The sequence below is a fragment of the Pseudomonas sp. SZ57 genome (assembly GCF_009495975.1).
Lineage (GTDB): Bacteria > Pseudomonadota > Gammaproteobacteria > Pseudomonadales > Pseudomonadaceae > Aquipseudomonas > Aquipseudomonas syringae.
The window spans coordinates 35,278-50,545 of the sequence record NZ_WIBD01000009.1; the positions used below are offsets into that span (position 1 = coordinate 35,278).

A 15,268-nucleotide genomic window follows, 5' to 3' on the forward strand; every position below is an offset into this window, starting at 1 on the left:
TTCTCGGCCAGCCCTGATTCGACACACCGGGAGGTGCCCAGATGAGTGAAAAAGACAAGCAGGACAGCCAGGAAATCGGACCCGCAGGCGAAAAGCTGCAGAAGGTTCTGGCGCGCATTGGCGTGGGTTCACGCCGTGACGTGGAAGCCTGGATTACCCAAGGCCGTATCAAGGTCAACGGCAAGGACGCGACCCTCGGTCAACGCGTCGACCTGCATGACGCCATCAGTGTCGATGGTCGCGTCATCAAGCGCGAAGAAGCGGCCGAAACGGTCCGTCGCGTCATCATGTACAACAAGCCCGATGGTGAAATCTGCACCCGTGACGACCCTGAAGGCCGTCCGACCGTGTTCGATCGTCTGCCGCGTCCGAAAGAAGGCCGCTGGATCAACATCGGTCGTCTCGACATCAACACCACCGGCCTGCTGATGTTCACCACCGACGGTGAACTCGCCAACCGCCTGATGCACCCGTCGTTTGAAATGGACCGTGAATACGCGGTTCGTGTGCGTGGCGAAGTCGATGACGACATGTTGCTGCGCCTCAAGAACGGTGTGATTCTCGAAGACGGTCCTGCACGCTTCACCGATATCCAGCAGGCACCGGGCGGCGAAGGCTTCAACCACTGGTATCACTGCGTGGTGATGGAAGGCCGTAACCGCGAAGTGCGTCGTCTCTGGGAATCCCAGGGGCTGGTGGTCAGCCGCCTGAAGCGCGTGCGTTACGGGCCGGTGTTCCTCAACTCCGACCTGCCGATGGGCCGCTGGCGTGAAATGAGCCAGTACGAAGTCGATATTCTGGCAGCCGAAGTCGGTCTGCAACCTGTGGCCCAGCCGCAGATGAATGCCAAGACCAAAGACAAGATGGAGCGTCTGCAGCGTCAATCGTCGCGCCCTTTGGGCAAAGGCGAGCGCGTTCGCACCTTGCGTCCTGCGGCTGGTGCTCCGGCAACCGGCGGCGAGCGCGCACCGCGTCAGCCGCAGATCACCGGCAGCGAGCGCGATCGTCCGCGCGGTGGCGATTCGACTCAGCGTCCTTCGCCGCGCAAGGATTCGGGTAAGCCCGGTTCACGCGCGCCGCGTCCGGCCGACAACAGCCGTGGCACACCGGTTGCCGAGCGTCCGAGCGACATGAACAAGCGTCCGGCCAAGCCGGGTCCGAAGCGTGTCGGCATCAAGCTGGTCAACGATGATGCGCCGTCAGGCAAGCGTCGTGGCCCACCGGCAGGTTCAGGTCAGCGTCCTGGCTTCGGTCGTCGCAAGCCTGAGTGATCGCACGGTGTGAATGAATGGCAGCGCCAGTCCACAGGGCTGGCGTTGTCGTTTTCGGCGCTCTGAAAAGCGCTGTCACACTGCCGTCGCGCATCGACCTCCCTGTTTTGAACCTCAGCCGGGATGCACGTGTACAATGCTGCGCTTTTTTCTGTGAAACAGTGCTGTTCAACGCTTTAGGCCATCCGCCTCGGGCGCTGCAATTCTGTTGCGCCACGAGCGCAGCAGGTTCTATTCCGTCACAGAACAAGATCGATCAGGTGGCTATTGAATGAGTGAAACAACCTCACCCTCGGGCGAACTGAAACGTGGCCTGAAGAATCGACACATCCAGTTGATCGCCTTGGGCGGTGCCATCGGGACGGGCCTGTTTCTCGGTTCGGCGGGCGTGCTGAAATCAGCCGGGCCGTCGATGATTCTCGGTTATGCCATCTGTGGCTTCATCGCCTTCATGATCATGCGCCAACTAGGCGAGATGATTGTCGAAGAGCCGGTCGCCGGTTCATTCAGCCACTTCGCCCACAACTACTGGGGCGGTTTCGCCGGGTTCCTGTCGGGCTGGAATTGCTGGCTGCTGTACATCCTGGTCGGCATGTCCGAACTGACCGCCGTCGGCAAATATATTCATTACTGGTTGCCGGACATCCCGGGCTGGGTGTCCGCGGCAGCCTTCTTCGTGCTGATCAATGCCATCAACCTGACCAACGTCAAGGTCTTCGGCGAGACCGAGTTCTGGTTCGCGATCATCAAGGTGGTGGCGATCATCGGCATGATTGCCCTGGGCAGTTACATGCTGGTCAGTGGCAGCGGCGGCCCGCAGGCCTCGGTCAGCAACCTCTGGGAGCATGGCGGGTTCTTTCCCAATGGGGTCAGCGGTTTGGTGATGGCGCTGGCAATCATCATGTTCTCCTTCGGCGGCCTGGAGATGCTCGGTTTCACCGCTGCCGAAGCCGAACAACCGAAGACCGTAATTCCCAAGGCGATCAACCAGGTCATCTACCGCATCCTGATTTTCTACATCGGCGCACTGGTGGTGCTGTTGTCGCTGACGCCCTGGGACAGCCTGCTGGCCAGCCTCAATGCGTCTGGCGATTCCTACAGCGGCAGCCCGTTCGTGCAGGTGTTCTCGATGCTCGGCAGCGACACGGCGGCGCACATCCTCAACTTCGTGGTGCTGACGGCAGCGCTGTCGGTGTACAACAGCGGCACCTACTGCAACAGCCGCATGCTGGTGGGCATGGCCGAGCAGGGTGATGCGCCCAAGGCGCTGGCCCAGGTCGACAAACGCGGGGTGCCGGTCAAGGCGATCTTTGCTTCTGCCGCCGTGACACTGGTCGCGGTGCTGCTCAACTATTTCGTGCCGCAGCAGGCGCTGGAACTGTTGATGTCGCTGGTGGTGGCCACGCTGGTGATCAACTGGGCGATGATCAGCTACTCGCACCTGAAATTCCGTCAGCATATGAACCGCACCGCCCAAGTGCCGCTGTTCAAGGCGCTGTGGTATCCGTATGGCAACTATGTCTGCCTGGCCTTTGTGGTGTTTATCCTCGGCATTATGCTGATGATCCCCGGCATCCGTATATCGGTCTATGCGATACCGGTGTGGCTGGCGGTGATGTGGGTCTGTTACCGGGCCAAGAACAGGCGTAGCGTTGTCGTGTCTGCCCAGTCTGGCAAGTAGCCTTGCCCGTTTCCGAGAAGAAGAGACCCCGATGCTGGTGATTTCCAACAACGTTCATCTGCCGGACGCCGAGATCGAGTTGACCGCTATCCGTGCCCAGGGCGCGGGTGGGCAGAACGTCAACAAGGTCTCAAGCGCCGTGCATTTGCGTTTCAATATCAATGCCTCGTCGCTGCCGCCGTTCTACAAGGAACGGCTGCTGGCGTTGAGTGATAGCCGGATTACCAGCGACGGCGTGATCGTGCTCAAGGCTCAGCAGTATCGGACCCAGGAGCAGAACCGTGCCGATGCGTTGCTGCGCCTGAGTGAGCTGATCGTCAACGCGGCCAAGGTCGAAAAGAAACGCCGCCCGACCCGCCCGACCCTAGGCTCCAAGACCCGACGCCTGGAGTCCAAGAGCAAACGTGGCTCGATCAAGGCCGGACGCGGGAAAGTGGATTTTTGAGGTGTTTTTCAGTCTCGTGCCACGCAGTGCTCAGCGCTATACAAAAGTCTACGCTTGATTCTGGCCGCAGGCCGTGGGAGCGAACTTGTTCGCGAAAGGGCCCGTACAGTCGCAGAAGATTTGGCGTTCAAAACAATGTCTTCGCGAACAAGTTCGCTCCTACGCCCTGCGGGCAGCAGCCTGAAAACTCCGCTTTCCGGGCTCTTCAGGACCTGTATGACTATGAGCACCGATCATTACTGGCGCAGCACCTGCGCCTGCTTGTACAGATAAACGCTCAACGCCAGCCCGGTGAGTGACGCGAGTGCCGCGAACAGGAAGATCGAGACGAAGCCGAAACCGGCGGCAATGGCGCCTGCCAGTGGGCCGGTGATGCCCAGTGACAGGTCGATGAACAGCGAGTAGGCGCCGACTGCCGCGCCTCGGCTTGACGCCGGGACCAGATTGACCGCTTCCACGCCCAGCGCCGGGAACACCAGCGAAAATCCGAAACCGGTCAGCGCCGCGCCAGCCAGTGCCAGGTCCGGAGTGGGCGCCAGCCATAGCAGCAAGAGCCCCAGGCTTTCCACGGACATACAGACAATCGCCACTCGAAAGCCGCCCAGGCGATTGATCAGGTTGCCGAACAGCAGGCGCGCGGCGATGAAGCTGCCACCAAACAGCGTCAGGCACAGTGCAGCGTTCGGCCAGTGGTTGCTGGCGTAATACAGGGTGATGAACGTCGCGATAGTCCCGAAGCCGATACCGCCCAACGCCAGGCCCATGCCATGCGGAAACACTCGTCCCAGTACATGCATGAATGGCAGTCGCTCACCCTGCACGATCGGCGCGGGCTCTTTGTGCCACGTCAGGTAGAGCCCCAGCGCGCACAGCAGCATGATGCTCACACCCACTGTCCACAGGCCGAGTTCGTCGACCATCCACACACCCAGTGGCGCACCGATGGCCAGCGCGCCGTAGCTGGCGATGCCATTCCAGGAAATGACCTTGGCGGTGTTCTGCGCGCCGACCCGGCCGATGCCCCAGCCAATCGATCCAGAACCGACCAGGCTTTCCGCGGCACCGAGGATCACCCGGCCAATCAGCAGAATCACCAGGCTCGCCATCGGCCAGCTGTCCAGCCACACCGGCACCAGCATGAACACACCGCTCAGCCCGCAACCGGTCAGCCCGATCTGCACAGCTTTCTTGCTGCCCAGATTGTCGATGATGCGACTCGACCAGGGCCGACTGATCAGCGTGGCCAGGTATTGCACGCTGATGACCAGCCCGGCGATGACTGCACCGAAGCCCAGATCACTGTGGACATAGCCGGGCAGAACGGCGAGGGGAATGCCGATGTTCAGGTAGCCGATAAAGGTGAACATCACGATGGACACGACGGTCAGGGTAACGGCCATCGGGGTTTGTGGTGTGTTTTGCTGTGTCTCGGACATGGGGCGGGCTTTCGTTCTTTTGCGGGCATGGCATTCGAGCGGGCGGGGAAAAACCCTTAGCAAGCTCTCGAAGTGCTTATCATACCGATGCATCGGGCGATGCAGGTGCAACAGATTGAAATAAACCTGAATGGAGGGGGCTATTTGTCTCTTGGTGCCACAAGGTGTGTGGTCACAAGAGCGGCCAAGGCGTTTTCCTGAGTACCGAAACGGGCGAGCAGGGCGCTCTGTTTTTCCGGGCTGAGGCGTGACCAGATCTCGATCATTTTCTCGGCGGTGCCAATCAGGGCGCTGGCTTGGGTTTCAGTGAAGTCGCTCATAAAAATCTGCAGTTTGCCTGTTGCTGGTTTTCCAGGCGTATTGAAAACCGGCAAAACCGTTTTTCGATACGCCTGAAAACAATCGCCTTCAGTCTTTGCGTCCGGCTTTCTGGCTGTCTTGAGCCGAGGGTGCTGCTTTCATTGCGACAGGTTGACCAAGCTCTTGCTGAGCCAGAGTCGACTGTTGTGGTTCCTGTTGGCCTGGTGGGAAGTTAGGGATTTCATGCATCGTCGTCGCTCCTCGCAAGGGGTTGCAGATAGAACCGTGCTTTAAAAAAGCCTGCGCAGGATAACCCACTGAAAATGACAATCAGGATATTTTTTTAACCTGATTGCCCTGGTGGTGAAACAAAATGGCTTTTTCACTGTCCGGCTTTTCGCCTCGCGAGGCGCTGAGCAGCTTGATTTCATTGGGCCGGACCGCATGAGCAGGGTCCGCGGCCCGTTGATCATTTTATTTTCGGCCTTCTGCACCCTTGGCCACTTCATCCGTGCGCGCGGCCATGATGAAGTCGTTGCGGTGCAGGCCCTTGATCGAGTGGCTCCACCAGGTCACGGTCACCTTGCCCCACTCGGTCAACAGGCCCGGGTGATGGCCTTCCGCTTCGGCAATTTCGCCCACCGCGTTGGTGAACGCTATCGCCCATTTGAAATTCTTGAACAGAAACACTTTTTCCAGCTGCATCACCGCGTCGCGGACCTCGATGTTCCAGTCCGGGATCTGCTTGAGCAGTTCCGGCAATTCGGCTTCGCTGACCTGCGGCGCATCGGCACGGCAGGCTTCACAGTGAGCTTGATTCAAGGTGGTCATAAGCAGAGTGTCCTTTTCGGAGAGCGGGCCGAGTGTCAGGCGGCGTGGCTTTTGGTTTTAGGTGGAAACCTGGGAGCGTGCAAGCCCAACTGCATGCCTTGCCCGACCAGCGCCATGATGTCTTGCTGCGCCAGGTCGAACAGACGCTTCAGATCCGGCAGGACAAAGTACAGCGGTTGCAGAATGTCGATGCGATAAGGCGTGCGCATCGCTTCAAGCGGATCGAAAGGCTGGTGTTCGGGGGCTGACGACAAGCTGTACAACGCTTCCTTCGGTGAAGAAAGGATGCCGCCGCCATAGATTTTCCGCCCTTGCGGTGTATCGACCAGACCAAACTCGATGGTCATCCAGTACAGCCGGGCCAGGTACACGCGTTGTTCCTTGCTCGCGCTCAGGCCGAGTTTGCCGTAGGTGTGGGTAAATTCGGCAAACCACGGATTGGTCAGCAGCGGGCAGTGGCCAAATATTTCATGAAAGATGTCCGGTTCCTGCAGGTAGTCCAGTTCTTCTGCGCTACGGATGAACGTCGCCACCGGAAAACGCTTGCTGGCCAGCAGTTCAAAAAATGTCTGGAAGGGGATCAGCGCGGGCACTCGCTCGACCTGCCAGCCCGTGGTCGCGCCCAGAACCTTGTTGATTTCGCCTAGCTGAGGAATGCGATCGAGTGGCAGGCCCAGTTGCTCGATGCCGTCCAGATACTCCTGACAGGCACGTCCTTCGACGATCTCCATCTGCCTGGTAATCAGGGTGTTCCATACCGCATGTTCGTCTGCCGTGTAATCGATGAAGCCCGAAGCGTCCGGCTCGCGTGCCACGTAAAGCGTCTGGGCCATGCTGATGTCCTCGAAAGGCTGCTGTTTTTAGAGTGTTCTTGTAAAAGCCTGGGTTCAGGAATAACCCGGTTTCGAGGGCACGTCAGCGGGTGTGAGCAGGGTAGCGCATGGGTTTGATCACTGGTTCGTAACGAAAAGTTTACGCTTGCGATGGAAGAGGCTTGAAATCAAGCATCCTGCCGCTCGCGAAGCGCGCATGCGTAACGTATTGTTGACATTAATTTTCCCGCTTCATAAAAAACATACCCCTACAGAGACGATGACTCATGCGCATCAAGGTGCACTGCCAGAACCGCATCGGCATTCTTCGCGACATTCTCGACCTGCTGGTGGCTTACGGCGTCAACGTGGCGCGCGGTGAAGTGGGGGGCGAGCACGGTGATGCGATCTATCTGCATTGCCCGAACCTGATCAACCTGCAGTTCCAGGCTCTGCGCCCGAAGTTCGAGGCGATCACCGGGGTGTTCGGCGTCAAGCGTGTCGGGCTGATGCCCAGCGAGCGCCGGCACATGGAGCTCAATGCCTTGCTCGGCGCGCTGGAATTCCCGGTATTGTCCATCGACATGGGCGGGGCGATCGTTGCGGCCAATCGTGCCGCCGCGCAATTGCTGGGTGTGCGGGTCGATGAAGTGCCGGGCATGCCCTTGTCGCGTTACGCCGAAGATTTCGACCTGCCTGAGCTGGTGCGCGCCAGTCAGTCGCGGATCAATGGGCTGCGGGTCAAGGTATGTGGCGATGTGTTTCTTGCCGACATCGCGCCCCTGCAATCGGAACATGACGACAGCGAGGCCATGGCCGGAGCCGTGTTGACGCTGCACCGCGCTGATCGGGTCGGCGAGCGCATCTACCATGTGCGCAAACAGGAGTTGCGTGGCTTCGACAGCATTTTTCAAAGCTCGAAGGTCATGGCTGCTGTGGTTCGCGAGGCGCGGCGCATGGCGCCCCTTGATGCGCCGCTGCTGATCGAGGGGGAAACCGGCACCGGCAAGGAATTGCTGGCCCGCGCCTGTCACCTGGCCAGTCCGCGCGGCCAGTCACCGCTGATGGCGCTCAACTGTGCCGGGTTGTCGGAGTCCATGGCCGAGATCGAGCTGTTCGGTTATGACCCCGGTGCGTTCGAAGGCGCGCGCGCGGAAGGGCGGCTGGGGCTGTTGGAACTGACCGCGGGCGGCACGCTGTTTCTCGATGGTGTAGGTGAGCTGAGCGCGCGCATGCAGGCCAAGCTGCTGCGTTTCATTCAGGACGGCAGCTTTCGCCGGGTCGGCAGCGACGAGGACATGTTTCTCGATGTGCGGGTGATGTGTTCGACCCAGGTCGATCTCTCGGAGCTGTGCGCCAAGGGCCTGTTCAGGCAGGACCTTTATCATCGCCTTAACGTGCTGTCGCTGCATATACCGCCACTGCGCGACTGTCTGGACGGTCTTGAGCCTCTGGTGGAGCATTTTCTCGATCAGGCCAGCCGGCAGATCGGCTGTCCGCTGCCCGGCATATCGCCTGCGGCCATCAAACGTCTCAGTCAGTACCACTGGCCTGGCAATGTGCGGCAACTGGAAAACGTATTGTTTCAGGCCGTATCGCTGTGTGACGGCGGCAAGGTGCAGGCCGAGCACATTCGTTTGCCGGACTACGGCGTGCGCCAGGGATTGAGTGAGGTGTCGCTGGAGGGCGGGCTGGGCGCTATTATCGGGCGCTTTGAAAAGTCGGTGCTGGAACAACTGTATGCGCAATATCCCAGCAGTCGCCAATTAGGTAAACGCCTGGGGGTGTCTCATACAACGATTGCCAACAAGTTGCGCGACTATGAATTAGGGCGCGAATCAGATCCGCATCCAGTCGATAAATAACTCGCTCATTGATAGTCCTGTCAGCCACTTCGTGCATGCGCCTCGCATCTTATAAAGAGCGGCGAGGCGTCGTGCACAGGTTGCAACGGCAAGAAGCCTCAACCGTTGCTGCAGCCGTTGCCCATCACCTGATAGCCCATGGTGTGGCGCGCGCCTTGCGAATCTTCATACACCATGCGCGCCGGGACCACTGCGCAGACGTTAGGGATCTGGCTGATGGAAATAACCCGGGCGATATCCAGATGAGTGCCGTAGGTATATTGCTCGACACGCGCCTGTTGCGCAGCCACTTTGGTCTGCGATTCTTCGGCCATGGCGAAACTGCTGATACCGCACAGGGCCAATGCCACTAATAAAGCTTTCATTGTCGTTTACCTTTTTCAAAGTGAGCGCCGTCGCATCACGTTTTTGACGTCATGGGCTAAGGCGGTCTGATACGTTTTTCGAGTTGGAACAACACTGCGTGGGGGCAGTTGATGTCTGCCTTGTTGGCGGATCGAATTCTATGCCTGTTGCGACAGTGCATATATAAAGACTTTGGATAAGCGCTTTTATCAAAATGGTAATAATCTTGAGGGCAGCTGCAAGCTGCAAGCTTCAAGCTTCAAGCTTCAAGCTTTCGGGCTTAATGCTTGCGGCTTGCGGCTTGCAGCTTATGGCTTGCAGCTCCGGCCCCGCCCGGTAAGACCAACGTCGAATGGCCCCTGCGGGTGGGGCGGGATACAACAGGGGCATAAAACAACAACTATCCACCGAGGTAACCAAGATGAGTGCAGCTTCCCTGTACCCCGTCCGCCCAGAAGTCGCAGCGACTACGCTGACGGATGAAGCGACCTACAAGGCCATGTACCAGCAGTCGGTGGTCAACCCTGATGGTTTCTGGCGTGAACAGGCTCAGCGCCTCGACTGGATCAAACCTTTCACCGTGGTCAAACAGACCTCGTTCGATGATCACCGTGTCGATATCAAATGGTTCGCCGACGGCACGCTGAACGTTGCCTACAACTGCCTGGATCGCCATCTGGAAGAACGCGGCGACAGCATCGCCATCATCTGGGAGGGCGATGACCCTTCCGAGCACCGGGAAATTACCTACCGCGAACTGCACGCCGAAGTGTGCAAGTTCGCCAACGCGCTGCGTGGCCAGGACGTGCACCGTGGTGACGTCGTGACCATCTACATGCCGATGATCCCCGAGGCTGTGGTCGCCATGCTGGCGTGCGCGCGGATCGGTGCGATTCACTCGGTGGTGTTCGGCGGCTTTTCGCCCGAAGCGCTGGCCGGCCGGATCATCGATTGCAGTTCCAAAGTGGTCATCACCGCTGACGAAGGTCTGCGTGGCGGCAAGAAGACGGCGCTCAAGGCCAACGTCGACCGCGCCCTGACCAACCCGGAAACCAGCAGCGTGCAGAAGGTCATCGTCTGCAAGCGCACCGGGGGCGAGATCGAATGGAACCGTCACCGTGACATCTGGTACCACTCGCTTCTGGAAGTGGCGTCCAGCACCTGCGCGCCGAAAGAGATGGGCGCCGAAGAGTCGCTGTTCATTCTCTACACCTCGGGCTCGACCGGCAAACCCAAGGGCGTGTTGCACACCACCGCAGGTTACCTGCTGTATGCCGCGCTGACTCACGAACGCGTGTTCGACTACAAACCAGGTGAAGTCTACTGGTGCACCGCCGACGTCGGCTGGGTCACCGGGCACAGTTATATCGTCTACGGCCCTCTGGCCAATGGTGCGACTACGCTGCTGTTCGAAGGCGTGCCGAACTATCCGGACATCACCCGCGTGTCGAAAATCATCGACAAGCACAAGGTCAATATCCTCTACACCGCGCCGACCGCGATTCGCGCCATGATGGCTGAAGGCACCAAGTCCGTTGAAGGTGCCGACGGTTCCAGCCTGCGCCTGCTGGGTTCAGTGGGCGAGCCGATCAACCCGGAAGCCTGGGCCTGGTACTACAACACGGTCGGCAAGCAGAACTGCCCGATTGTCGATACCTGGTGGCAGACCGAAACCGGCGGCATCCTGATCAGCCCGTTGCCAGGCGCGACCGCCCTGAAGCCGGGCTCGGCGACCCGTCCGTTCTTCGGCGTGATCCCGGCGCTGGTGGACAACCTGGGCAATCTCATCGAGGGCGCTGCCGAGGGCAATCTGGTGATCCTCGATTCGTGGCCGGGCCAGTCGCGCTCGCTGTACGGCGATCACGACCGCTTCGTCGACACCTACTTCAAGACGTTCCGCGGCATGTACTTCACCGGTGACGGTGCCCGTCGTGACGAGGACGGTTATTTCTGGATCACCGGGCGTGTGGACGACGTGCTCAACGTTTCCGGCCACCGCATGGGCACGGCTGAAATCGAAAGTGCTATGGTTGCGCACCCGAAAGTCGCCGAGGCGGCTGTGGTCGGTGTGCCGCATGACCTGAAAGGGCAGGGCATCTACGTTTATGTGACCCTCAATGGCGGTGAAGAACCGAGCGACGCGCTGCGCACCGAATTGCGCAACTGGGTGCGCAAGGAGATCGGCCCGATTGCCTCGCCTGACTTCATTCAGTGGGCGCCCGGTCTGCCGAAGACCCGTTCGGGCAAGATCATGCGCCGTATCCTGCGCAAGATTGCGACTGCCGAGTACGATGCGCTGGGTGATATCTCCACCCTGGCCGACCCGGGCGTGGTGCAGCATCTGATCGACACGCACAAGGCCATGAACGCTGCCTGAGCGATCCTGTGACTGAAGCGCCCCGTTCGGTGAGAGCCGAACGGGGCGCCTTCGTTTTCGGCGTCTGGTACGGGAAAAGGGATATATATCGGGTTGTTACCGGTTTACACGGCGTTGTAGCCCAGTGCTTCGTTGTGGGACATGTCTGGGGTTTCTGTGTAGGAAAGTACGACGCAGCAAGGCTTTTAAATCGCCATGTGGCACGCTGGGCTTGCCGGATTAAAAGGGTTTGCCAATAATGGGCGCGCTTTTTGCTGTTATGACGGGTTAAGCCTCCAATGCTGGATCAGCAGAAACAGGCCCCGTCAATACCGTGTAGTGGGTTTTCAAGCGCTTCTGTAACTAGTTGTCGCATTGAAGAAATATCGACTTCGAGCCTGTCGTTAAAATGCCCCTCATTCGCCGAAGGGCTGTGAGCCGCCAGCGCGGTGTCACGTATCCGGCGTCGCTTTTCCCCGAGATTGTCCTTTCGCACATTGGGCGCTTGCTCACTTTGCCACTTGTCGTGCTTTACCGATGGAGTCCCTGGAAATGAAAAAGCTCATGCTTATTGGCGCGATGGCGTTGTCCGTGCTCGCCCAGCCGATCTTTGCTGATGAAAAACCACTGAAAATCGGTATCGAAGCGGCTTACCCTCCGTTCGCGTCCAAGGCCCCGGATGGCAGCATCGTCGGCTTTGACTACGACATCGGCAATGCGCTGTGTGAAGAAATGAAGGTCAAGTGCACCTGGGTCGAGCAGGAATTCGACGGCCTTATCCCGGCGCTGAAAGTGCGCAAGATCGACGCGATCCTGTCGTCGATGTCCATCACTGACGACCGCAAGAAGTCCGTGGATTTCACCGGCAAGTATTACAATTCCCCGGCGCGTCTGGTCATGAAGGACGGCACTACGATCAGCGACAGCCTGGCTGAACTCAAGGGCAAGAAGATCGGCGTGCAGCGTGGCTCGATCCACGAGCGTTTCGCCCGTGAAGTCCTCGCTCCCAAAGGTGTCGAAGTGACGCCGTACGGTTCGCAGAACGAAATCTACCTGGACATCGGTGCAGGTCGCCTGGACGGTACTGTCGCCGACGCCACGCTGTTGCAGGACGGTTTCCTGAAAACCGACGCAGGCAAAGGCTATGCGTTCGTAGGTCCGTCGTTCGTCGATCCGAAATACTTCGGTGACGGCATCGGCATTGCCGTGCGCAAGGGCGACAAGGCCGACCTTGACCGTCTCAACGCCGCCATCGCCGCGATCCGTGCCAACGGCAAGTACAAGGCTATCCAGGACAAGTATTTCGATTTCGATATCTACGGCAAATAAGTCGTCGTCCTTACCCTGACCAATGGCGCAAACAGAATTGCCTGGATTGCGCCATTTTTATTCCACGCTTGAGGACCGCACATCATGTTGAAAGGTTACGGAGCTGTCATCCTCGAAGGTGCCTGGCTGACGTTGCAGCTGGCCCTGTCGTCGATGGCTCTGGCGATCGTTCTCGGTCTGATCGGCGTGGCGCTGAGGCTGTCTCCGGTACGCTGGATCGCCTGGCTGGGCGATCTGTACAGCACGGTGGTTCGTGGTATTCCCGATCTGGTCCTGATTCTGCTGATCTTCTACGGCGGCCAGGACCTGCTCAACCGCGTCGCCCCATTGCTGGGGTTTGACGACTACATCGATCTTGATCCGTTGATGGCCGGCATCTGCACGCTGGGCTTCATCTTCGGCGCGTATCTCTCGGAAACCTTTCGCGGCGCGTTCATGGCCATCCCCAAGGGGCAGGCCGAGGCGGGCATGGCGTATGGCCTGAGCAGCGGCAAGGTGTTCTTCCGCATTCTGGTGCCGCAGATGATTCGTCTGGCGATTCCCGGTTTCACCAACAACTGGCTGGTGCTGACCAAGGCCACCGCGCTGATTTCCGTGGTCGGTCTGCAGGACATGATGTTCAAGGCCAAGCAGGCGGCCGATGCCACCCGCGAGCCTTTCACCTTCTTTCTGGCGGTTGCGGCGATGTACCTGGTGATCACCAGCGTGTCGCTGCTCGCCTTGCGTTACCTCGAAAAACGCTACTCGGTGGGCGTGAGGGCGGCTGACCTATGATCTTTGACTACAGCGTGATCTGGGACAGCCTGCCGCTGTACTTCGGCGGCCTGCTGACCACCCTGAAGCTGTTGGCGATTTCGCTCGCGTTCGGGCTGCTGGCGGCATTGCCGCTGGGCCTGATGCGGGTCTCGAAAAACCCTTGGGTGAACATGCCTGCCTGGCTGTACACCTACGTGATTCGCGGCACGCCGATGCTGGTGCAACTGTTCCTGATCTATTACGGGCTGGCCCAGTTCGATGCGGTGCGCGAAAGCTTTTTGTGGCCCTGGCTGTCCAGCGCCACCTTCTGCGCCTGCCTGGCGTTCACCATCAACACCAGCGCCTACACGGCGGAGATCATCGCCGGCAGCCTCAAGGCCACACCGGCCGGTGAAATCGAGGCCGCGCGGGCCATGGGCATGTCGAAAGCCAAGATGTACCGGCGCATTCTGCTGCCCTCGGCCTTACGCCGGGCGCTGCCGCAGTACAGCAACGAGGTCATCATGATGCTGCAGACCACCAGTCTGGCGTCCATCGTGACCCTGATCGACATCACAGGTGCGGCCCGTACGGTCAACGCGCAGTTCTACCTGCCTTTCGAGGCTTACATCACCGCAGGCGTTTTCTATCTGGGCCTGACATTCATTCTGGTGCGGCTGTTCAAGATCGCCGAACGTCGCTGGCTGGGCTACCTCGCCCCACGGAAGGTCTGAAATGCAAAGAACCGATCATGTATTGCCGTGGAGTACCCTCGGCACCGAACGCACGCTGAGTGTCTTTCGCTTCGGCACCGGCGAGCGCAAGGCCTACATCCAGGCCAGCCTGCATGCCGACGAACTGCCCGGCATGCGCACGGCCTGGGAGCTGAAAAAACGCCTGACCGAGCTGGAGCAGCAAGGCCTCCTCAAAGGTGTCGTCGAGCTGGTGCCGGTGGCCAATCCGCTGGGCCTGGGGCAGTTGCTGCAAGGCGCGCATCAAGGCCGTTTCGAGTTCGGCAGTGGCAAGAATTTCAACCGTGACTTCACCGAGCTGAGCGAGCCGGTCGCCGAGTTGCTGGAAGGTCAGCTGGGCGATGACCCGCGCGCCAATACCCGGCTGATTCGCCAGGCAATGAGCGCTGCGCTCGAAGGTCTGCCCGCGCCGCAGAGCGAATTGCAAGGCATGCAGCGCATCCTGCTCAGTCATGCCTGCGTCGCTGATGTGGTGCTCGATCTGCATTGTGATGCCGATGCCGCTCTGCACATGTACGCCTTGCCGCAGCACTGGCCACAATGGCGTTCGCTGTCGGCGCATCTGAATATCCAGGTGGCGCTGCTCGCCGAGGATTCCGGTGGCAGCTCCTTCGATGAAGCCTGCTCGCTGCCTTGGTTGCGCCTTTCGCGGATTTTCCCGCAGGCGCAGATCCCGCTGGCCTGCCTCGCGACCACCCTTGAGCTGGGTGGTCAGGCCGATACCGGCAAGCCGCAGGCAATCGCGCACGCCGAGGGTATCCTGGCGTTCCTCGCCGAACAGGGCTTCATCAGCGGCGACTGGCCGCAGCCGGCGCACGAAGCCTGCGAAGGCTTGCCGTTCGAAGGCACCGAATTGCTCTATGCGCCGCACCCTGGCGTGGTGACGTTCCTGCGCGCTGCAGGCGACAGGGTCGAGGTGGGCGATCCGCTGTTCGAAGTGATCGACCCGCTGTCCGATCAGGTCAGTACCATTTGCGCGAATACTGCCGGGGTGTTGTTCGCCATCGAGCGGCTTCGTTACGCTCAACCCGGTTTCTGGCTGGCCAAGGTGGCGGGGCGCACGGCGCTGCGTCACGGACGTCTGCTCAGTGATTGACCGTTCTGTGGAAA

At 59.7% G+C, this 15,268-nt stretch carries 14 protein-coding genes; 9 read left to right on the forward strand and 5 right to left on the reverse strand.

Annotated elements, in window-relative coordinates:
- Positions 1-41: 41 nt before the first annotated feature.
- The 3 genes from rluB to arfB all read left to right on the forward strand — a co-directional run bounded on the left by rluB (position 42) and on the right by arfB (position 3,397).
- The gene (gene rluB / locus GE543_RS11970) at positions 42-1,271 is read left to right on the forward strand and encodes a 23S rRNA pseudouridine(2605) synthase RluB (protein ID WP_003314721.1); all 1,230 of its coding nucleotides are present in this window, start codon (positions 42-44) and stop codon (positions 1,269-1,271) included.
- A 271-nt stretch (positions 1,272-1,542) separates the two neighbouring features.
- Positions 1,543-2,952, forward strand: a complete 1,410-nt coding sequence (locus GE543_RS11975) for an amino acid permease (RefSeq protein ID WP_004412828.1) — start codon at positions 1,543-1,545, stop codon at positions 2,950-2,952.
- 31 nt (positions 2,953-2,983) lie between these two features.
- Entirely contained in the window at positions 2,984-3,397 is a 414-nt protein-coding gene (arfB, locus tag GE543_RS11980) for an alternative ribosome rescue aminoacyl-tRNA hydrolase ArfB (RefSeq protein WP_153221512.1), read from the forward strand.
- A 236-nt stretch (positions 3,398-3,633) separates the two neighbouring features.
- Here arfB and GE543_RS11990 read toward each other — a convergent pair whose 3' ends face one another.
- From GE543_RS11990 to phhA, 4 genes are all read right to left on the reverse strand, one after another.
- Positions 3,634-4,833 (reverse strand): MFS transporter, encoded by a 1,200-nt coding sequence (locus GE543_RS11990; RefSeq protein WP_004411096.1) that lies wholly within the window; start codon positions 4,831-4,833, stop codon positions 3,634-3,636.
- 140 nt (positions 4,834-4,973) lie between these two features.
- Positions 4,974-5,153 (reverse strand): hypothetical protein, encoded by a 180-nt coding sequence (locus tag GE543_RS11995; RefSeq protein WP_003314725.1) that lies wholly within the window; start codon positions 5,151-5,153, stop codon positions 4,974-4,976.
- Between the two features lie 454 nt (positions 5,154-5,607).
- Complete coding sequence (locus GE543_RS12000; RefSeq protein WP_046269823.1) at positions 5,608-5,964, reverse strand: 4a-hydroxytetrahydrobiopterin dehydratase; 357 nt, start codon at positions 5,962-5,964, stop codon at positions 5,608-5,610.
- 35 nt (positions 5,965-5,999) lie between these two features.
- Positions 6,000-6,797, reverse strand: coding sequence for a phenylalanine 4-monooxygenase (phhA, locus tag GE543_RS12005; protein ID WP_046269824.1), 798 nt, complete (start codon positions 6,795-6,797; stop codon positions 6,000-6,002).
- Positions 6,798-7,063: 266 nt separating this feature from the next.
- Between phhA and GE543_RS12010 the strand changes: the two genes are divergently transcribed.
- On the forward strand, positions 7,064-8,641 hold the full coding sequence (locus tag GE543_RS12010; protein WP_103688873.1) for a sigma-54-dependent transcriptional regulator: 1,578 nt from the start codon (positions 7,064-7,066) through the stop codon (positions 8,639-8,641).
- A gap of 98 nt (positions 8,642-8,739) precedes the next feature.
- Here the strand turns inward: GE543_RS12010 and GE543_RS12015 are convergent, their stop codons facing one another.
- Entirely contained in the window at positions 8,740-9,006 is a 267-nt protein-coding gene (locus GE543_RS12015; protein WP_003342597.1) for a DUF2790 domain-containing protein, read from the reverse strand.
- A gap of 401 nt (positions 9,007-9,407) precedes the next feature.
- Here GE543_RS12015 and acs point away from each other — a divergent pair, with 401 nt between their 5' ends.
- From acs to GE543_RS12040, 5 genes are all read left to right on the forward strand, one after another.
- The gene (acs, locus tag GE543_RS12020) at positions 9,408-11,363 is read left to right on the forward strand and encodes an acetate--CoA ligase (protein WP_003342595.1); all 1,956 of its coding nucleotides are present in this window, start codon (positions 9,408-9,410) and stop codon (positions 11,361-11,363) included.
- 531 nt (positions 11,364-11,894) lie between these two features.
- The gene (locus tag GE543_RS12025; protein ID WP_004416894.1) at positions 11,895-12,671 is read left to right on the forward strand and encodes an ABC transporter substrate-binding protein; all 777 of its coding nucleotides are present in this window, start codon (positions 11,895-11,897) and stop codon (positions 12,669-12,671) included.
- A gap of 84 nt (positions 12,672-12,755) precedes the next feature.
- Positions 12,756-13,445, forward strand: coding sequence for an ABC transporter permease (locus GE543_RS12030; RefSeq protein ID WP_003314732.1), 690 nt, complete (start codon positions 12,756-12,758; stop codon positions 13,443-13,445).
- The gene (locus GE543_RS12035; protein WP_153221514.1) at positions 13,442-14,140 is read left to right on the forward strand and encodes an ABC transporter permease; all 699 of its coding nucleotides are present in this window, start codon (positions 13,442-13,444) and stop codon (positions 14,138-14,140) included. The genes GE543_RS12030 and GE543_RS12035 overlap by 4 nt, the downstream gene beginning before the upstream one ends.
- A 1-nt stretch (position 14,141) precedes the next feature.
- The gene (locus GE543_RS12040) at positions 14,142-15,254 is read left to right on the forward strand and encodes a succinylglutamate desuccinylase/aspartoacylase family protein (RefSeq protein ID WP_103696992.1); all 1,113 of its coding nucleotides are present in this window, start codon (positions 14,142-14,144) and stop codon (positions 15,252-15,254) included.
- The last annotated feature ends 14 nt before the right edge of the window (positions 15,255-15,268 follow it).